15 protein-coding genes are annotated in these 19,748 nt (G+C 64.6%); 10 read left to right on the top strand and 5 right to left on the bottom strand.

Annotation, left to right across the window (positions count from 1 at the left end; all coding sequences use genetic code 11):
* Positions 1 to 68: 68 nt before the first annotated feature.
* The gene (locus ACNHGR_RS00625; RefSeq protein WP_017183331.1) at positions 69 to 1,187 is read left to right on the top strand and encodes a replication initiator protein A; all 1,119 of its coding nucleotides are present in this window, start codon (positions 69 to 71) and stop codon (positions 1,185 to 1,187) included.
* Between the two features lie 958 nt (positions 1,188 to 2,145).
* On the opposite strand, the gene ACNHGR_RS00620 is transcribed toward ACNHGR_RS00625, so the two are convergent.
* Positions 2,146 to 2,619 (bottom strand): hypothetical protein, encoded by a 474-nt coding sequence (locus ACNHGR_RS00620; protein ID WP_137903204.1) that lies wholly within the window; start codon positions 2,617 to 2,619, stop codon positions 2,146 to 2,148.
* Between the two features lie 485 nt (positions 2,620 to 3,104).
* On the bottom strand, positions 3,105 to 4,313 hold the full coding sequence (locus tag ACNHGR_RS00615; RefSeq protein ID WP_475283824.1) for a hypothetical protein: 1,209 nt from the start codon (positions 4,311 to 4,313) through the stop codon (positions 3,105 to 3,107).
* 173 nt (positions 4,314 to 4,486) lie between these two features.
* Here ACNHGR_RS00615 and ACNHGR_RS00610 point away from each other — a divergent pair, with 173 nt between their 5' ends.
* A complete protein-coding gene (locus ACNHGR_RS00610; RefSeq protein ID WP_013039113.1) occupies positions 4,487 to 5,725 on the top strand; it encodes a site-specific integrase in 1,239 nt (412 codons plus the stop codon).
* A gap of 314 nt (positions 5,726 to 6,039) precedes the next feature.
* On the opposite strand, the gene ACNHGR_RS00605 is transcribed toward ACNHGR_RS00610, so the two are convergent.
* Together ACNHGR_RS00605 and ACNHGR_RS00600 are read right to left on the bottom strand one after the other, a co-directional pair.
* Positions 6,040 to 6,918 (bottom strand): AAA family ATPase, encoded by an 879-nt coding sequence (locus ACNHGR_RS00605; RefSeq protein WP_009824028.1) that lies wholly within the window; start codon positions 6,916 to 6,918, stop codon positions 6,040 to 6,042.
* Positions 6,845 to 8,245 carry a Mu transposase C-terminal domain-containing protein gene (locus tag ACNHGR_RS00600; protein ID WP_004212864.1) on the bottom strand — a complete coding sequence of 467 codons (1,401 nt, stop codon included), beginning with the start codon at positions 8,243 to 8,245 and terminating at the stop codon, positions 6,845 to 6,847. Before ACNHGR_RS00600 ends, ACNHGR_RS00605 begins: the two co-directional genes overlap by 74 nt.
* A 191-nt stretch (positions 8,246 to 8,436) precedes the next feature.
* On the opposite strand from ACNHGR_RS00600, the gene ACNHGR_RS00595 reads away from it, so the two are divergent.
* Complete coding sequence (locus ACNHGR_RS00595) at positions 8,437 to 9,009, top strand: recombinase family protein (RefSeq protein ID WP_009824027.1); 573 nt, start codon at positions 8,437 to 8,439, stop codon at positions 9,007 to 9,009.
* A 289-nt stretch (positions 9,010 to 9,298) separates the two neighbouring features.
* A complete protein-coding gene (locus ACNHGR_RS00590) occupies positions 9,299 to 10,501 on the top strand; it encodes an aspartyl protease family protein (protein WP_013039112.1) in 1,203 nt (400 codons plus the stop codon).
* Here ACNHGR_RS00590 and ACNHGR_RS00585 read toward each other — a convergent pair.
* The gene (locus ACNHGR_RS00585) at positions 10,495 to 10,911 is read right to left on the bottom strand and encodes a MerR family transcriptional regulator (RefSeq protein ID WP_004212867.1); all 417 of its coding nucleotides are present in this window, start codon (positions 10,909 to 10,911) and stop codon (positions 10,495 to 10,497) included. The two genes, ACNHGR_RS00590 and ACNHGR_RS00585, sit on opposite strands and share 7 nt — an antisense overlap.
* A gap of 78 nt (positions 10,912 to 10,989) precedes the next feature.
* Between ACNHGR_RS00585 and ACNHGR_RS00580 the strand changes: the two genes are divergently transcribed.
* The 6 genes from ACNHGR_RS00580 (at position 10,990) to ACNHGR_RS00555 (ending at position 19,718) form a co-directional block, all read left to right on the top strand.
* Positions 10,990 to 11,616, top strand: a complete 627-nt coding sequence (locus ACNHGR_RS00580; RefSeq protein WP_004212870.1) for a cation efflux transmembrane domain-containing protein — start codon at positions 10,990 to 10,992, stop codon at positions 11,614 to 11,616.
* On the top strand, positions 11,616 to 13,583 hold the full coding sequence (locus ACNHGR_RS00575) for a cytochrome c/FTR1 family iron permease (RefSeq protein WP_278373609.1): 1,968 nt from the start codon (positions 11,616 to 11,618) through the stop codon (positions 13,581 to 13,583). The genes ACNHGR_RS00580 and ACNHGR_RS00575 overlap by 1 nt, the downstream gene beginning before the upstream one ends.
* Positions 13,584 to 13,656: 73 nt before the next feature.
* A complete protein-coding gene (locus tag ACNHGR_RS00570) occupies positions 13,657 to 13,953 on the top strand; it encodes a hypothetical protein (RefSeq protein ID WP_007406840.1) in 297 nt (98 codons plus the stop codon).
* Between the two features lie 60 nt (positions 13,954 to 14,013).
* Entirely contained in the window at positions 14,014 to 15,291 is a 1,278-nt protein-coding gene (locus ACNHGR_RS00565) for a TolC family protein (RefSeq protein WP_013039111.1), read from the top strand.
* Positions 15,291 to 16,469, top strand: coding sequence for an efflux RND transporter periplasmic adaptor subunit (locus ACNHGR_RS00560; RefSeq protein ID WP_004212877.1), 1,179 nt, complete (start codon positions 15,291 to 15,293; stop codon positions 16,467 to 16,469). The genes ACNHGR_RS00565 and ACNHGR_RS00560 overlap by 1 nt, the downstream gene beginning before the upstream one ends.
* Positions 16,470 to 16,472: 3 nt before the next feature.
* On the top strand, positions 16,473 to 19,718 hold the full coding sequence (locus ACNHGR_RS00555; RefSeq protein ID WP_004212878.1) for an efflux RND transporter permease subunit: 3,246 nt from the start codon (positions 16,473 to 16,475) through the stop codon (positions 19,716 to 19,718).
* The last annotated feature ends 30 nt before the right edge of the window (positions 19,719 to 19,748 follow it).

Here is a 19,748-nt window from a genome sequence, read left to right as displayed (position 1 = left end):
GGGATTATATTTGTAAAACAATCAGTTAGATGAGAGTAAAACGTGTTTTACTCCGCCCAGGACATGCGATGCCAAAGAACGCCCGCGAAGACGGTCAGGTCGACCTCTTTCTTCCTCAGCTCACGACGCTGCCCCTCCGGGACCAGCGCGAGACGATGGAGCGGCCGTTCTTCTCTCTGTCCAAGCGCAAGCGCCTGAAGCCGATCGATTATGTAAGCCCCGACCGGAAGATCACCGTGCATGTCACGGCGAACTCGGAGTATGGGCTGGCGACGATCTACGATCTCGACATTCTCATCTACTGCGCGTCGGTGCTCATCGAACACAAGCGCCGCGGAACGAACGACATTCCCCAGACCCTGCATGTCGTGCCCTATGACATGCTCCGGACGCTTAAGCGCGAAGTTGGCGGGCGCGCCTATGATCTCCTCGGCAATGCGCTCGACAGGCTGCAGTCGACGACCGTCAAGACGAACATCCGCTCGGGAGACTCGGTCGAAACGACATTCTCCTGGATCGATAGCTATAGCCAGCTGAAGGATCGCACGGGCAATATCCGCGGCATGCGGATCACCCTCGCCAAATGGTTCTATGACGGCGTGCTCATGGAGGGCGGCGTCCTCGCGATCGATCCTGCGTATTTCTCGCTAACGGGCGGACGCGAGCGGTGGCTCTATCGGGTTGCCAGGAAGCATGCCGGCGGCGCTGGTTCCGATGGATTTGCCATTTCCATGCCCACCTTGTTCGAGAAATCCGGCGCTGAAGGCGACTACCGTCGGTTCAAGTTCGAGATGACCAAGATCGTGAAAGAGGATTCCCTACCCGGTTATTCGCTCGAGCTGGAATCGCGGGATGACGCTGAACCCTTCCTGCGCATGGTCCGCCGAGACCTGTCCCAGGAGGCAGTAGGAACCCCCTCCCCTGCCCCGGTCCCCGCGCCAGCTTCCAAAACCGTGTTGAGCAAAGCTTCGGCCGACGAACGGGAGATCGTCTTCCCTGACGGTCATATTGCGCACACACCGTTCGGCGCGATCGCTCGCGCCAACCTACCGAGCCCGCAGCGAGACTACGGCCTGGTGGCCAGCGACTTTCGTGCGTTCCTGCGTCAACGCGAGATCGCCTACAACGCCAAGAACATCACCCAGATATTCGCGACGTTCTGCTCCAAGCAGCGCCCTGCCCTCTAGGTCAACAGCCGCAGACCGTGGAACTGCCCGACCGACCGTTCCTGTAGTACCGCGTCAAACCCGCCGGCATCGCGGCTGACCAATCACCCTGCCCGGCGGCCCACCCTCACCTGCGGATTCTCCGCCCGATCCGTACGCCGTGATCGCAATAGGGTCCTCGCAATGGCGACGGTCAGTGAGACGTCCAGCGCCCGGCACTCAGAAATCTGAAAGCAGAACAGCACAACAGAGCGCGACCGCAAGATATCGGTATATTGGGAACGCGCGCCAGACGCCTGCAAGACGCGCCGAGGCCGGATCAGGCTGCACGACGTCAATGTTCAGGCTCGCCCGACGGTCACGGGAGCCACGCCGAGCGGGCGGGTAGGGGGCCTCTCCATGTTGACCAACAGATGCGCAAGGCCCTGAGCGCAAGGCCGTTCCTGAAATACCGTGAGAATGCCCCACACTGGCGGAGCCGGCGCCCAACTCCGTTGCGGGGCCACTGGAATAGCCGTTCCCCAAGTACCGTGTACGGCCCGATGAATTCGGTCCAAAGGCCAGGAGGGCGCCCGAACGGCCGGACGAAGTCGCTGCCGGCACGCACCTATGAGCCAGTCTCGCGCCATCGATTTAACCAAACGGCGATGTCCTACAGCGGCGAAGCACCCCAGAGGGCACCTCGGCGTTCCTGAAATACCGTGGCGAGTCGCTATTGCGAATCTGGGGTCGCCGAATCGATCCGTAAGCCGCTAACCCGCGGACGCAACCGCCCGCCAAATGAGGCAATCTGAAATAGCCTGAACGCTGGAAAAGACCCTGTTTTCCGGTATATAGGTCCCGGTAAAACGCATTTTACTCACAGGACAGCACGAGCCGAGGCACGGTATTTCAGGAACGCAGCACGGTACTTTGGGAACCGAATCACGGTTCAATGGGAACGGATAGCTAGGTACTTCGGGAACGGCCGAACGGTATTTTAGGAACGGGGCAATGCGCGCGACTCGTGATGAATCCGTGAGTCGCAGGCAAGCCGTCCACAGGCTAACTTTTGAACCTTAGAGTCTAAACGAAGTAACGCCGCCTGCGGCGCTTCCTCTCTTTGAAAGAGATTCAAGAGGGAAGGGGAAACGAACTCGGAAGGCTGCAACACAAGCGAGAGCATCATAGCAAGGCCGGTGGTGACGAATTCCAACGATGGTAGCGCCAGCCTGAAGAGTGTTTCGATTCGTGGCTTGACCGGATCGCGCGGCGCCACGACACCTCGCGCAGAACCTTGTTCCGCTATTTCGATTTCGATACCGATCCGGAAGATTATGATCCGGCGCGCGGCAAGCTCGACCTGCCGACGTGGCATCATGCGGCCATCGACGAACTCGTTACCGGGCTGGGATGGGCAGTGAATATCGGCAGCGCTGCGGTGATGGACGGTTTTTCCGCGTGGCCCGCGCATTGGTTGTTGCCACCCGCCCTGCGCCACTATGGGTGCGCATGCTGCTGGTCCGGCATGCTAGCCGAAGGGCGGTCGCTTCATATCGCAAGGAATGAATATCGAGCGCCAACTTGTGGTGTCACGAGCATCAATTGCCCTTGTCGGTGATGCCGGCATCCGATGGGTCTCGCCGCGATGACAGGCTTGCGACGTCGCTGGCACGCCTCGATAAGGCCGCGCGCGACTTGGCGCGTGCGGTGCGCCCGACGGGGCGGTCCGATCGGTCGCCATGCGGCGCGCGATTACGGACATGGCTTGTTCGGCTTCATAGGCAGCTCATTGGTGCAAAATTGGGTGGATGACGGTCGGCGTGGCGCGCTCGGCATGTAAATTTGCCCTGAGAAGCCCGTACAGCGCGATTTGAGGCCCTTGCTATAGTCGTGCCTGGCTCAGTGTCGTTTTGGCGCTGTAAGGGGCATTTGCGGGGACGCGATTTTCGCCGGATTTCAGCTTTCGCCGTCCGATCGATCGTCTCGATCGTCGTAGCGCGCCAGCAGGGCGTCGATCTGCGCGAGCGCGGCATCATAGTCCTCGAGCGCCTCACTCGAAAAGTGGCCCGGTTCATCGGTCAGCGCGGATGGCGCAAGGGGCGCCCGAGTGTGCGTAACCGAATAGAGCTTGACCCCCGACAGGGTTTCGATGGTCAGGTCGCCTGCCTGCGACAGGGCGGCAAGCATGGTCCGCACCCCGAGGCGGGTGGCGCCCAGCACGGCTTCGATCTGGGACGAACGCAGCGGGCCAAAGCCGGAGAGGAGGCCGTAGAGTTGCGGGGCACGTGAACTCGCGCGCTTCCCGCTATAACGATCGGCGAGGTCTCTGCATATGTCGCGGGCCTCAACCAGAAGGCTGTTGAGGTGATTCAGGGCATCGCGCAGCGCTTCGGACTGAACGATGGCGGCATGTGCCGGTTTTTCGTCGACGTCGGCCGCGCGCACCGTATCGAGCCGGATCAGGCCGTTCAGCGGCAGTACCGCACTCAATGCGCCGGTGGCTCGCAGATGGGCGGCAAAGGCGTATTCGACCGCCCAGCGCGGCGAGGGCGGCCGCGCCCGCTCAATCGCCACTTGTCGCCCACCGAGCGTGATCGGCTCGATTGCACGCTCGGCGGGGGCAAAGCGCGGACTTTGGCCGATGGCGCGGTGGAGGGCGGCCAGGGCCGCAAAGGGGAGGGGGGCCGGCTCCAGATCTGCCACCAGCGTCGCGGCCTCGTCGATGGCGGCCAGCGCGGCTTCGACGGCCGGATGGTTGTCGAGGTCCCGCAGGGCCAGACAGGCTTTTTCAAATCCACGTGCCGCGTCCGCCAGCGGCGCCCAGCTGCTGCGGGTCATCTCGGCGAGCAGGGTGGTCACCAGAGCGCGGGGGGCGAGGGCGAACTGGAGCGGTTCGTCGGAAAGTGGTACAAGCCCCGCGAACCAGGCATGGAAGCGAGCGTCGGTGAACGCATGCCCTTCCTGCCGCAGCGCCGAGATCAGCGTCTCGCGAATGAGACGCGCAGCGAGGATGGGATATATGTCGGGCGGACACCACGTGAGGGCGGCATCAAGCTGACCGAGGGCGCGGGCCGCGTGCACCTGGGTTGCGCACAGCGCCTCGATATCCGCGGGGGAGGGCGGTTCATCGGGTCCGTAACACGGAAAGGCCAGCGGTGAGGTCATAAAACCCCGTCAAATCAATGCGCTCTCAGATATGTATAGCAAGCAAGCAATAACTATACAACCAGTCGGATGCTTTCGGATATTAACCCTTGATAATTGCAGTTATCACATAAGCAGATTTGACCGTTCTTTATAAGGTGGGCTACAAGCGCGGCTGAGGAGCGAGGCGCGTCGTGAGCACCGAAACCGCCCGGGAAGGGCCAGAAATCCCCGTAGCGCCGCCTGAGGCTGTCCTGCCGGCCGTCAGGGCGCCGGCCGACCTTGCGTGGACGATCGTGCAGATGCGCGCCGGCGAGCGCATCACCGTCAACGAGGGCCTGATCGCCGCCTATCAGGCCGCTTCATCGCCCCATAGCATCCGTGCGCTCAAGTCCGACGTCGAGGCGTTCGATGCGTGGTGTAGGCGCAACAACCGGATCGCGCTGCCGGCCACGCCCGAGACCGTGGCCGATTATCTCGACGCGCGGGCCGGGAAGGGGAGCCGGCCGGCCTCGCTATCCCGCTACAAGGCGTCGATCGCCAAGATCCACCAGCTGCTCGAGCTCAAGGATCCGACGCCGGCGCCGCTGGTGAAGCTGCGGCTCCAGACGGTGCGCCGCGAGAAGGGGGCTGCGCAGAAGCAGGCGCGGCCGCTGCGGTTCAAGGGCCCGGTGCGCGACGTCGAGCGCGACAAGGCGCGGGGGCTCAACATCCGCGCGCTGCTCGAGAGTTGTGGCGAGGATCTGCCGGGGCTGCGTGATCGGGCGCTGCTATCGGCCGCTTATGACACCGGGCTGCGCGCCTCCGAACTGGTGGCGGTCGCCATTGAGCATATTGAGGAGGCGATCGATCCCGAAGCGCGGCTGCTGCAGATTCTGCGTCATAAGGGCGATCAAGACGGGGAGGGGGCGACCGCCTACCTCAGCCCGCGCACCGTCGCGGCGATCGCGGCGTGGACCGAAGCGGCGGGGATCACGACAGGGCCGCTGTTCCGGCGGGTGCAGGTGCGGCGCTACAAGGCGCGGGCAGCCGTGCGCGGTCGGCCGATCGACAGCATCTCGGGCCGGGAGACGTGGGATCTGCGCAAGACGCTGTCCAAGCCGGCGGTGAAGGCGCGCGTCGAATATGACATCGGCACCGTGGCGCTGCACCCGGGCTCGATCGGACCAATCTTTCGGTCGATCATCGGCCGCGCGTTCGACCGTGGCGCGCTGCCCGATTTGACGGCGGACGATCTGGCGCGGTTGCTGAAGGGGATCAGTGCGCACTCGACGCGGATCGGGCTCAATCAGGACCTGTTCGCCAGCGGGGAGGATTTGGCCGGCATCATGGACGCGCTGCGGTGGAAGTCGCCGCGGATGCCGCTCGCTTATAATCGCAATCTCGCGGCAGAGCAGGGGGCGGCGGGGCGCCTTATGGCGAAGATTGGCTAGTCATGACGGCCTAAATAGGTCTTTGGATGATGCCGTGCGACCACACGACGGCGGCAGGTAGATCGAGGGATTTGCGCAGCGGCAAGAACCGGAGAAGGGAGGCTGAGCCCCCGGGGTCTTGAGCTACAACGTTAAGCCTAAGAAACGGGCAGGGGCCTGGTAGCGCGTAGTGTATGAGCGAAGCCACCATCGCTCAAACTCATCAGCACAGTCCAATTTCGAAGAGGAAACAAGAAAGTGGTTCCGGAAACGGTATGGATCTTATCCTGTGTAAACGCTCGCGCTAAATGGCGGCGTTCTGATCGCGCTATTTGTCAGTTGCCGGGTCCGATGACGAGGCAATCGCGCGCGGCCTGAACGATGTCAGCGGTGACCTCCTCGACGCGGTTGAGGGTCATGATCCGCCGCATCTGCGCGAACAGGCGCTCCATGAGCCGGAAGTTGCCGCGCGTGATGCGGATCACGGCTGCCTGCGCTTCGATCGCGTCGAGTTGGGCCGGGTCGAAGCTGATCCCGAAATCGCCGGCGTGGGTCGCGAGCAGCAGCCGCATTTCGGTCTCGGTAAGCGGTTTGAACTCGTGGACGAAGCCGATCCGCGAGTAGAGCTGGGCATAGCGGGCGAGGCGCTTCTCCAAGCCCGGCATACCCATCAGGATCAGCCCGAAGCCGTGGCGATCGGCCATGTCGCGGAGATGTTCGAGCGACTTTATGGTCAGGCGGTCGGCCTCGTCGACGATGACGAGGGGGCAGGCGATGCGGGCGGCGTCATGGGTGATTTCGTCCTGCGAGCCGCCCGCGACCGTCAGCCGGGCATAGCCCAGCTTAATGAGGTTGAGGCCCAACACCGCGTCGATCGTCTTGGGCGTGTTGCTGACCGACACGGTGTAGAAGACGGCGCGGCAGCGAGCGACCTTTTCGCCAAGGAGCGCGGCAATGGGACGGAGCGCGGCATATTCCCCCAGGTCGGGGAAGCTGGAAAACTCGCGCGCCGATCGCGTCTTTCCGACGCCCGGCCGGCCATGACACACGCCGATATAGCGGTAGTGCGCGCAGGCTTCGGCAAACTCGACGAACCGGGCATGTTCGCGGGTCGCCAGGAACGGCTGCTCGACCAGGAACTCAATCGTCAGCGGCGTAGAGCCGGAGCCCTCGGTAGGTGGTGGGCCGGGAAGCCGTATCCTCTTGGTCGCCATCGAAGGTCTCTGTGGGGGCAGGCACCTGCTTGTCGCGCTCCTTCGCGCCGCGCCGGGCGCGCTGGATCGCGCGCAACGACGGGTGCCCAGCGTGCTCGGAGCTGAGCGCACGGCAGACGAACCGGCCCTGGTGGTAGACGTGGATCTCGGTCAGGTCGCGGGGGTCATAGACCGCCTCGACCTGCTCGCCGACGAAGGCCGCGAGCGTGGGTTCGACATAGCGCCTGCCCATCAGACGGATGCCGTCGCGCAGCACTTTACGGGGCTTGGGCACGTGCACGAGCAGCATGTCGAGCTGTTCAAGGCTGTCGGGCATTGCGGGCAGGAACCCGCCCTTCTGCCAGCGCGTGATCGGCGGTTCGCCGGTGCTGCCATGCGGGCGACGATGATAGACGCCGCACACGAACGCCTCGAAGCGGGCGCGCAGCTCGTCGAGCGTGAGCACTGGCGCCGACAGCGGCTTGCCCGCGATCAGGTGGCCGGGCAGGTCGGGCAGGAACATGTCGTTGATGGTGCGGAACAGCCGCTCGATCTTGCCGCGCCCGCGAGGACGCCCCGGCAGCGAATGGATGAGGCGGATTTTGAGGGCGATGCACGCCTGCTCGATATGCTCGGAGATGAAATCCGAGCCGTTGTCGACGTAAAGCTGTTCGGGAATGCCGCTGACGATCCATTCGGGATTGGGCTTGCGCCAGATCGCCTGCCGCAAGGCGAGCGCCGTGTTGAGGGCACTGGGGGCATCGAGGCTGAGGAAGTAACCGGCGATGGCTCGGCTGTGATCGTCAACGATGACGGTCAGCCAAGGACGCACCGGGGTTCCGGCATCATCGAGCACGAGAATGTCGAGAACGGTATGATCGGCCTGCCACATCTCGTTCGAGGTCGCGGCTTCGCGCCGATGCACTAGCTCGTGCTGGTCGCGGTAGACGGCCGGATCGGAGGCTGCGGCGATCTGGCTTGCCGGTATCGCCCTGACGACACGCGCGACGGCCGCATAGCTGGGGGTTCGGTGTCCATGCGCGATGGCGAGTTCCTGCACCTTTCGGTGAATGGCGGCGACCGGGGGTCGCGGGCGCTTGGTGGCGAGAGTGCGGGTCAGTTCGACCAGATGTTCCGGCAGGTGCAGCCTGCCCCGATCGTTGCGCGGCAGACGCGCGAGACCGGCAAGTCCTTCGGCACGGTAGCGCCCGAGCCAGCGCTGCAACGTCCGCTCGCTCAGCGTGCCGGTGCGGGCGAGGTCCGCGAGCGGGATGCCATCGGCGAGGTGCGGTTCAAGGACGCGGTAGCGCTCGATCGCCAGCGGCGGGACAAGCGCCGGATGCGTCACCGCCGACGGTCCGTGTCGCAGGTAAGGAAAACGGAGATTTGCCTGCCCATCGCCATGCGAGTCCGCTCGCGTTGCCAAACCGGCCTGTTCGACGTAAATCTACCCGGTAAAGAAAACTAGGGCAACATAGACCTGCCGATGACGACTTTCTTCCCAAACCGCGCCCGATCGGGGCGCCACCGGCCCTACGCATGAAAATCGGTTACGCCCGCGTATCGACCGCCGAGCAGAACCTGGACCTCCAGCGTGATGCGCTGAAGGCTGCCGGCTGCGAGAAGGTCATCACCGACAAGGCCTCCGGGGCGACTGCCGCTCGCCCTGGATTGGAAAAGGTGAAGGAGCTGCTTCGCGCCGGCGACACACTGGTGGTCTGGCGCCTCGACAGGCTCGGCCGCTCGCTCCGTGATCTGATCGGATGGATGACCTACCTCGACGAGGAAAAGGTCGGGCTGCTGAGCCTGCACGAGGCGATCGACACGACCACCACGTCGGGCAAGCTTACCTTCCACCTGTTCGGGGCATTGGCGGAGTTCGAGCGCAACCTGATCCGCGAGCGGACCCAGGCCGGTCTCACCGCAGCCCGCGCTCGCGGCAAGAAGGGTGGCCGGCCGGCCGCACTCGGCAAGGACAAGCGCGACCTGCCCGTCAGGCTCTACCACGAGAACACGATGCCGATCGCCAAGATTTGCTCGATGCTCGGCATCTCCAAGCCAAAACTCTACGCCTATGTGCGATCGGCCGAGACCAAGCCGGTAGCCGCGTAGCGACGCTCGCCGACAAATAGCGCGATCAGAATGCCGCCACTTAGCGCGAGCGTTTACACCGTTCGCGGTCCCGATCGGCCCAGCGTCCCCCGGAACCGTTCGTTATCGGGAAGGCATCTAAGCGGTCTGCACCATCCTTCATCTAAAGTTCTCCAAGCGCTTCTGAGGATTTTCGGGCGCACCAAAAGCACTTGCTCCTCCAGTGGCTGGAGCATGTAACCGCAATTTGCTCTCCTGCGGACGGGGGGCTGGAGGTGGCTTTTTGACGGCCCGTGTTGAAGCAATCGGTATGTCTCGACGCTCATTAGTGGCGCGGCTGGTGGCCTGTGGAACCGGCTTGGTGCTCGGTTCTCCAACGCTCGCGCGACAGACTTCCCGGTCTGCGGGCTCGTGGAACTTCGGTGCGGCTCACCTCGAATGGGAGCCGCTGGAAGTCGGCACGGGTGATACCCTCCTTGTTTCGGCACAAGTGCGCGGAGTGCCGGTGCGGGCGGTGCTCGACAGTGGCAGCGGCGCGTCGATCATGAGCACGGCGCTCGCGGCGAAGCTCGGCTTGAACGATGGTGAGCGGCGCATGATTAGCGGGCTGAGCGCCAAGGCCCCGGTGCTGCTGGTCCGCGACATCGACGTACAGCTCGCCCGCGAAACCCGTCGCTTACCCTTTGCCGTCGTTGGTGATCTGAGTTCAGTGTCGGCGGCCTTCGGACGACCGATCGATATCCTCCTCGGTGCCGATATGTTCACGGGTAGCTGCATCGCGCTCGATTTCGCGAAAAGGCGTATGGCGGTCGTCAAGTCAGGCACGTTTCTCGCCGGTCCCGACTGGCGCGCTGTCGCGCTCGGGCGCGGTGCCAAGCAGGAGCTGTTCATTCGAGCTTCCGTCTCGGGTTTGCCTCCCGTGCCCTTGATGATCGATCTTGGCAGCTCGGCCGCGCTGATGCTCTCGTCGGCCTATGCCCGCGATCAAGGGCTGTTGAACGGGAAGCTCGTCTCGACCGCGGCGATCGGCGGCGTCGATGGTGTGCGTATCAACGATGCTTTCACGATCCAGAACATCAACATCGAAGGGCTTGGCGTCTCGAACGTCCCCACACTCGGGATGAGAGCTTGGCTCTCCACCAGCACGGTTGGCAATGTCGGCCTACCGCTGATCGCTCAATTCGACGTGGTGTTCGACGTGACCGCCGGATTCGTGTGGCTCCGGCCACTCGGTCCTCGTCGTCGCCTGCCGATGCTGAAGGACCGTAGCGGCCTTGGCCTCGCAGCCTCACCAACGGCGCTCACCGTTGTTCATGTGGCGGCGAACAGTCCCGCGGAAAAGGCTGGCTGGGCGGTCGGCGACCGGATCGTGGCGGTGAACGGCCATTCGATCGATGCGAACTATACGCGTGGGGAGCTCTGGCAAGTGCGCTCCCGGCCTGCTGGCACCCTCGTAAAGCTGACGATGGCCTCGGGTGATGTGCGCGAGCTCAGGCTGGCCGATTATTATTGATCGGCTTGAGGGTGGCCTTTGCCGATCGCCTTCATGATCCGACAATCGGCCATGCGCGCCTTGGTGCAGCTCTGGCTGAGCATTGCCAACTCATCCCGCAACACCGCGAGTTGCGCCAGTCTCTCCTCCACATCCTTGAGGTGCTGAGCAGCGATAGCTGAGGCGGCACCACAATCCTGGTCCGGGTTCTGCGCCAGCCCCATCAACGAACGGATCTCGTCGACGGAGAAGCCAAGCCGGCGACCGTTGCGGATGAAGTGCAAACGCTCAATGTCACTGGCATCGTAGGTTCTGCGACCCGACGCCGTGCGAGGGGCGGATCGGAGCAACCCGATCGACTCATAAAAGCGGATCGTCGTCACCTTCGTCGAGGTCTCGCTGGCGAGCTGCCCAATCATCACCGGCTTCATCATGCCATCCTTGCTTATGCGAACGTGTCGCACATTTCGCTTGCTTCTACAGCGACTGGAGGTGGTAAGGAAGGCCGCATGAATGCTTCTACCGAAAGCTGCGGGTGCCACGGGGAGCCCGCGCGCGCGCAAACCGATCCGGCCTATCGCCGTGCGCTGCTGACCGTCGTGGTGCTCAACCTCGGCTTCGGAGTCGCCGAGCTGTTCGGCGGGTTCATCGCCGATAGCCAAGCGCTGAAAGCGGATTCCCTCGATTTTCTCGGGGACGGGTCGATCAGCCTTATCGGTCTTCTCGCGCTTGCCTGGTCCGCACGGGCGAGGGCAAAGGTCGCGCTGACGCAGGGGTTGTTTCTCGGTGCGCTTGGCGTGGGCGTAATCGGTTTCGCGATTTGGCGCGCCCTGAACGCAACCGCGCCCGATGCCGAACTGATGGGCACAATCGGCGTTGTCGCGCTCGCGATCAATGTCGTGTCCGCCTTGGTGCTTGCGCGTTTCCGGGAAGGGGACGCCAATGTTCGCGCGATCTGGCTGTTCAGCCGCAACGACGCGCTCGCCAACGTGGCGGTGATCGCCGCGGCCGGTCTGGTGGCGTGGACAGGAAGCGCCTGGCCGGACCTCGCCGTCGCCGGCCTCATCGCCCTCCTGTTCCTCCACTCCGCTTATGAAATCGTCACTGGCGCTCGGCGCGAATTGGGAGAGCGGTAGTGCGTCTGCTCGCGTTGATCCGGGCAATGCTCTCGTTGCGGCTGCTCTCCGCGCTCGCGGCGCTGCTGATCCCTGCTGCGGCAATCGCCGAACCCGGCGACGTGCAAACCGCATGGCGGCTGCTCGACTATATGGCCGTCGATTATGGCGGCGCGGTCGCCAACGGTCGGATCAAGAGCACGTCGGAATATGCCGAGATGACGGAGTTCGCCGCGTCGGTCTCGACACGGCTTCAGGGCCTGCCAGCGAAGCCGGAGCGTCAAGCCCTCATCCAGCGGGCTGCCAACCTCCAGGCGGTGATCGCGGAAAAGGGACCGACTGAACCGGTGGCAACATTGGCGCACGGGCTCGCGGCCGATCTGTTGCGCGCCTACCCGGTGCCGCTCGCGCCCGATAAGGCTCCGAACCTCGTCTCCAGCGATGCACTGTTCCGACAATCCTGCGCGTCCTGCCACGGGATGACGGGCAACGGCCGTGGCCCTGACGCCGCCAAGCTCGCTACGCCCCCGATTGCTTTCACCGATGCCGAGCGCGCGCGCCAGCGCAGCGTGTTCGCGCTCTATCAGGTGGTGACGCAAGGCATCGACGGGACCGCGATGCAGAGCTTCGCCGATCTGCCCAACGATCAGCGCTGGGCGTTAGCATTCCGAGCCGGGAGCTTCGCCTTCACGGATGCGCAGGCGCGCGAAGGCGAGCGGCTTTGGAAATCCGACCCGACCCTTCGCCGGCGCATTCCGGACCTGAAAACCCTGGTCGCGCTCACCCCGGCCGCGCTCGGCGCGGCGATCGGCGACGCCAAGGCTGACCCAGTGCTCGCGTTCCTGCGTCGTCATCCCGAACAGGTGATACAACAGGCTCCCGGCTCGCTCGCGGTCGCCCGCGCCAAACTCGCCGAAAGCGTGGCGGCTGCGCGGCGCGGCGATGCGCGCATGGCGAAAGAGCTGGCGCTGTCGGCCTATCTCGATGGGTTCGAGCCGATCGAGCCAACACTCACCGCGCGCGACGCGACGCTGATGGGTCGAATCGAGGGCGCGATGGGGGAGTTCCGCGCCTCGATCGACCGGGGCGCGTCGCCCGATGATCTCGCGGAGAAGGTCGCAGTACTGGGCGGCCTTTTCGACGATGCGGAAGCGGCGCTCGCGCCTGATGCCGCCACCGAAGCGTCCACGTTCCTGGGCGCGTTCACGATCCTGCTGCGTGAAGGGCTCGAAGCCCTGCTCATCGTTGTCGCCATGATCGCGTTCCTGCGTAAAGCCGAGCGCGGCGAGGCGCTGCGGTACGTGCATGGCGGCTGGGTCAGCGCGATCATCGCGGGCGGGATCACCTGGGCGGTCGCCACCTATGCGATCGGGATCAGCGGTGCGAGCCGGGAGCTGACGGAAGGGTTTGGCTCGCTGTTCGCCGCGGTCGTGCTGCTCTCGGTCGGGATTTGGATGCACGGCAAGGCGCAGGCCGATCAGTGGCAGCGCTATATTCGCGAGAAGATGTCGCGGGCGCTCTCGGGCGGGTCGGGCTGGTTCCTGTTCGGGCTGGCGTTCGTCGTAGTTTATCGCGAGGTCTTCGAGACGATCCTGTTCTATGCCGCGCTTTCGGCGCAAGGTGACAACGGGATGCTTCTCGCGGGGGCCGGGTCGGCGATTGGACTGCTCAGCCTGATCGCTTGGGCCATGCTTCGCTACAGTCGCAAGCTGCCGATCGCGCAGTTCTTCCGCTATAGCTCCTGGCTCATGGCGGTCCTGACCGTCGTGCTGGCGGGTAAAGGCGTCGCCGCGCTCCAGGAAGCCGGCCTTATCAACATCGCACCGCTCGCGGACGTGCCACGGCTGTCGATGCTCGGCGTGTTTCCCACTTGGCAATCGGTGCTGGCGCAACTCCTGATGGCGGTCGCCATTGCGGTCGGGTTCGCCTGGAACGGGCGCGACCGATCCCGCTCGGGTTCCGGCTCAGTGACCCTTGGTTCGAATTAGTGCAATGACATGAAAACCCTTCCGTGATAGAGGCAAGCTAGTGCGAGCCTTTTTGCCTTTCCTGACATGCCTGATGCTGGTCCTGACCAGCTTCTCCGGCATGGCCCATGCCGCCGATCTGGCGGGGGGAAGCATCGCGGGCGTTGAGTTCACGGTCCATACCGCCGGTGACATCGATCAGGTGCCATCGGACTCGGACAAGAATGTCCCGCATCATCACAATTATTGTCACGGACACGACGTCGGCGCGCCTGCGCGCACGACGATGGAATATACCCCCGTCCTCACAGTGCCCAAGCCGACAATCTCCGCCTCTGCGTCGCTCGACGGCCGCACCGGCATGGTCCATTTGAGGCCCCCCCAAGCCTGACGTCCGATTTGGGCGTGCGTTGGCGCGCCCCTGTCGATCATCGTCAGGAGTCCTATTTTCATGAATCGTATCCTCGCGGCCATGCTGGCCGCAGCGTCTTGCGCCACGATGGCGCAGGCGCAGGTCGGACCGTCCGCGCCTGTTGCGCAGGATGCGCCGGTCTACACGCTTGACCAAGCGGTCAGTGCAGCGGGCGGTTCGGCCCCTGCTGCGGAAGCGGCGACAGCTGGAATCGACGCGGCCCGTGCAGGTCGCACAGTCGCCGGCTTGCGGCCCAATCCGGTGGTTCAAGGCCAAGTCGAGAATGTCATCGGCTCCGGGCCGTATCGGGGGGTCCGCAGCGCGGAAACCACGGTCGGCTTTGCGATCCCGATCGAGCTAGGCGGCAAGCGCGGCGCCCGCGTCGCGGTCGCCAATGCGCAATTGTCCCGGGCCGAGATCCAGGCCGCGATCATCGCGGCGGATGTCCGGCTTCAGGTAACGCAGCTCTATGTCGAAGCGGTCGCGGCCGATCGCCGGGTAATGACAGCCCGCGATCAGGCCCGGATCGCCAGCGATGCGCTGCGGGCCGCGAGCGTTCGCGTGCAGGCAGGGCGGGCATCGCCACTCGAGCAACAGCGCGCGGATGTCGCGCGTATCAATGCCGACGCCAATGTGGAGCGGCAGCTTCGCTTGGCCGAGGCGGCCCGCGCCAATCTGGCGCGTCGGATCGGACGGCCGATCGACGGCCTGCTCGATGACACGCTGCTCGATCGCCTTCCCGATGTGAACGTCTATGGGCCGTTGGCACCGGTCAACACGACCGGCACACTCGCGCTGGCGGCAGCCAACGCGGATTTCTCCATTGCCGAAGCCGGCGTGCGGCTCGCGCGCGCCAATCGCGTGCCTGACCTGAACGTCGGGCCGTCGATCCGCCGCCTGGAAGCGACCAACGACATGGCGGCGGTGTTCAGCGTGTCGATCCCGATCCCGGTGTTCAACAATGGTCGCGCCGCGATTGCGCAGGCGACCGCGCAGCGGACCCAGGCGGATGCGCAGCGCCGCGTGACCGCGCTCGACATCGAACAGGCGATCACGGACGCGCAGGCGCAGGCGGCCAATGCCGCAACGACGGCTCGTGCGGCGTCGGGGCCGGCGCTGGCGGCTGCACAGGAGGCCGCCCGCATCGCGCGGATCGGCTATCGCGAGGGCAAGTTCGGCCAGCTCGAATTGCTCGATGCTGAACGCACGCTCGCCGAAACGCGGGTCGCCGCGATCGACGCGCTTGCCAATTACCAGAATGCCCGCGCGCAAGTGGAGCGACTGACCGCTCGTGCGCCCAATGGGGGGAATCAGTGATGAAGAGCTTTTATCTCGCGGGCGCGGCGTCGCTCGCCCTGCTCTTGGCTGCCTGCGGCGGCAAGGATGGCGGAAACGAGGCAACTGCCGAAGGCGCAGCTGCCAATGAGACGGCAGCGGGCACGGAAAAGGGCGGTGCTGAAGGCGGTCATGCCGGTGAAGGCGTCGTCACATTGGGTGCCGACCAGATCGCCACAGCGGGCGTCCAGGTCGGACGGCCGATCATCGGCGGGGCCGGGACGATCGAGCTGCCCGCGATCATCGAGGGCGACCCACAGGGAACGCAGGTCGTCTCGGCCGCAATTGCGGGACGCGTGGTCGCGCTCACCCGTAACCTCGGCCAATCGGTCGGACGCGGCCAGACCATTGCGGTCATCGAAAGCCGCGAGGCGGCGCAGATCAAGGGCGAGGTCGAGGCGGCGCGGGCGCGGCTTCAGCTCGCTAATTCGAACCTCGCGCGCGAACAGCGGCTGTTCGCGCAGAGAGTCTCCCCTGAACAGGATCTGATCGCCGCCCGCACAGCGGCGACGGAGGCGCGGATCGCCCTGACGCAGGCGCAGAGCATGGTTTCGGCGGCGGGTGTCGGCGGCGGCGGGCTCAACCGGCTCGGCATTGCCGCGCCGATCTCGGGCCAGATCATTGCGCGCCCCGTGACGCTGGGACAAACGGTCGCGGCGGATGCCGAACTCTATCGCATCGCCAACCTGAGCCAGGTGTCGATCGCGCTTAATCTCAAGCCCGAGGATGCGGGCCGGGTGCGTCCCGGCAATACGGTGCTGGTGAAGGCGGCAGGCCGTCAGGCGACCGCCCGCGTGACCTTCGTGTCGCCGGCGCTTGATCCGCAGACGCGGCTCGTGCCTGCGCTCGCCACCCTCGACAATCGCGGTGGCGAATGGCGGGTCGGCGAGCCTGTGACGGCAGCCGTGCAGCTCACGGGCAGCGGCGGGAGCGGGGCGGTCCGCGTGCCGACGACGGCGGTCCAGAGTTTCGAGGGCAAGTCGGTCGTGTTCGTGCGCACGCCCACCGGCTTCAAGGCGACCCCGGTCCAGCTCGGCGATGCGTCGGGCGACACGGTGATCGTCCGGTCGGGCCTGACCGGCAACGAACAGATCGCCACCACCGGAAGTTTCACGCTCAAGGCCGAGATCGGCAAGGGCGAAGCGAGCCACGAGGATTAAGCCATGATCGCCCGTATCGTAACCTGGGCGGTCGAGAAGCGCTGGCTAGTCCTGCTCCTCACCGTCATCGTCGCCGCCATCGGCGCCTTTTCCCTCTACCGGCTACCGATCGACGCGGTGCCGGACATCACCAACAATCAGGTCCAGATCAACGTCCGCGCGCCTGCCCTCTCGCCCGAGCTGGTCGAGAAGCAGGTGTCGTTTCCAATCGAAACCGCGCTCGCCGGCACCCCCGGCCTGGAATATACGCGCTCGTTGAGCCGCAACGGCTTCGCGCAGATCACGGCGGTCTTTTCGGACGCGACGGACATCTATTTCGCCCGCCAGCAGGTGGGCGAGCGTCTGCGGGGCGTGCAAGAGAATCTGCCCGACGGCGTGAACCCTGAAATGGGTCCGATCGCGACAGGCCTGGGCGAGGTGTACATGTACACCGTTCGTCTCGATCATCGCGAGGACGACAAGCACAAGCCCGGTGAACCGGGCCAACAGCCCGATGGCAGCTACATCACGCCAGAGGGCGAGCGACTGACGACCGAAGAGGACAAGGCGACCTACCTGCGCACCGCGCAGGACTGGATCGTGACGCCGCTTCTGAAGACCACACCGGGCCTCGCCGGTGTCGACTCGATTGGCGGTTACGCCAAGCAGTTCCTCGTCGTGCCCGACGTGCAGAAGCTGGCCTCGCTCGGCATCACGCTGACGGACCTGGGAAATGCGCTGGAGCGCAATAACACCAGCGTCGGCGGTGGCTTCGTCAATCGCAATGGCGAAGGTCTGGCTGTTCGCTCGGATGCGCTCGTTCGCAATGCCAGCGAGTTGGCCAGGACCGTGATCGCGACACGTAACGGCGTGCCGATCACGGTCGAACAAGTTGCGACTGTGAAGACGGGTCAGGCGATCCGCATGGGTTCGGCATCGGAGAACGGTACCGAAGTCGTCGTCGGCACGGCGATCATGCGGATCGGCGAGAACAGCCGCATCGTGTCGACCGCGGTCGCTGAGAAACTGAAGACGATCAACGCTTCGCTGCCTCCTGACGTCGTAATTCAGCCGGTGCTGAACCGCACCGAGCTGGTCAATTCGACGATCAAGACGGTCGCGAAAAACCTGTCCGAAGGCGCGGTGCTGGTCATCGTCGTGCTCTTCCTGCTGCTCGGCAACTTCCGTGCGGCCCTGATCGCGGCGTTGGTCATCCCGATCACCATGATGCTGACAGGCTTTGGTATGCTGCGCGCTGGGGTCTCGGCCAATCTGATGAGCCTTGGGGCTTTGGACTTCGGTCTGATCGTCGACGGCGCCGTCATCATTGTCGAAAACGCGCTGCGCCGGCTTGCCGAGCAACAGCATCATGAAGGCCGATTGCTCAGCGTCAAGGAACGGCTCGCGACCGTGGCAGCCGCTGCGCGTGAGATGATCCGTCCCTCTGTGTACGGGCAGGCAATCATCATCCTCGTCTATGTACCGCTGCTCACGCTGACCGGCGTGGAGGGTAAAACGTTCGGACCGATGGCGCTGACCGTCATCATCGCGCTCGCCTTCGCCTTCATCCTCTCTCTCACCTTCGTGCCGGCGATGATTGCGATCTGGCTGTCGAAGAAGGTCGAGGAGAAGGACGGCCGCATCATCACGTGGCTGAAGAAGCGCTACGAACCCGGTCTCGACCGGGCCATGAAGCGCCCGACGCTGACGATCGGTGCGGGTGTGGGAAGCCTTGTGGTGGCGGCGCTTGCTTTCACTACGCTCGGCTCGGTGTTCCTGCCGCAGCTCGACGAAGGCGATTTGCTGATCCAGTCGCTCCGCATTCCGGCAACGTCGGTCCAGCAGAGCCAGGCGATGCAGGTGCCGATCGAGCGGATGATGTCGAAGCAGCCGGAGGTGCAATTCGTCTATTCCAAGACGGGCACCGCCGAGCTGGCGGCCGACCCGATGCCGCCGAACGCGACCGACATGTTCGTCATCCTGAAGCCGCGCAAGGATTGGCCGGATCCTGAGCTTCCCAAGGAGGAGCTGGTCAGCCGGATCGAGGGTAATCTCGCGAAGATTCCGGGAAATGCCTACGAGATCACCCAGCCCATCCAGATGCGCTTCAACGAGCTGATCGCCGGCGTGCGCGGCGACATCGCGGTGAAGGTGTTCGGGGACGACTTCAACCAGATGAACCGGACGGCCGAGCAAATCGCGGCGGTGCTGCGCAGAACGCAAGGCGCAGCGGACGTGAAGGTGGAGCAGACGACCGGTCTTCCCATGCTCGACATTCGCGTCAACCGCGACGCGATGGCGCGGTTGGGCGTTACGGCTCAGGATGTGCAGGACACCGTGACTGCGACGATCGGCGGGCGAACATCGGGCCAGATCTTCGAGGGCGACCGTCGCTTCCCCGTGGTGATCCGCCTGTCGGAGGCGCAGCGTGCCGACATCGGCCTGCTCCAACAGGTGCAGGTGCCGGTGGCAGGCGGCGGCTATGTACCGCTGTCCAGCGTCGCCGAGATCAAGGTGGTCGATGGTCCGAACCAGATCAGCCGCGAGAACGGCAAGCGGCGCGTGGTGGTGCAAGCCAACGTGCGTGGCCGCGACGTCGGATCCGTCGTGGCGGATGCGCAGGCGGCGATCGGCAGCCAACTCCGGCTGCCTGCCGGCACCTATCTCGAATGGGGCGGCCAGTTCGAGAACCTCCAATCGGCAAGCGAACGGCTGAAGCTGGTCATTCCGGCTTGCTTCATCTTGATCCTGCTGCTCCTCTACGGGGCGTTGGGATCGGTCCGCGACGCCGCGATCGTGTTCACCGGCGTGCCTTTCGCGCTGGTGGGCGGCGTCCTGTTGCTGTTCCTGCGGGGCATGGACTTCTCGATCTCGGCGGCAGTGGGCTTCATCGCCCTCTCGGGCATCGCGGTCCTCAACGGCCTCGTCATGGTCAGCTCGATCCAAGATCTGATCCGATCAGGGATGAGCCGCGAGGAAGCCGCGCATGTTGGCGCGATGCAGCGTCTGCGACCCGTCATCATGACCGCGCTAGTCGCCAGCCTCGGCTTCGTGCCGATGGCGCTGGGCGAAGGCGCCGGCGCAGAGGTTCAAAAGCCTTTGGCGACGGTCGTCATCGGCGGTCTGATCTCGGCGACGCTTCTTACGCTGTTCGTGCTGCCGACACTCTATGCCCGGTTCGGGCAGAAAGTGATCGAGAAACCCGAGCACTACAATGAGGAGCATGAAGGGGACGACCACGGTCAGACCTTCGTGAACAACTTGGCCTGATGGATGGGCGGGGCGATCCGCGATCGCCCC

The sequence above is a fragment of the Sphingobium sp. RS1 genome (assembly GCF_056156825.1).
Note: the sequence above shows the minus strand (reverse complement) of the source record. Positions and strands in the feature narration are given on the sequence as shown.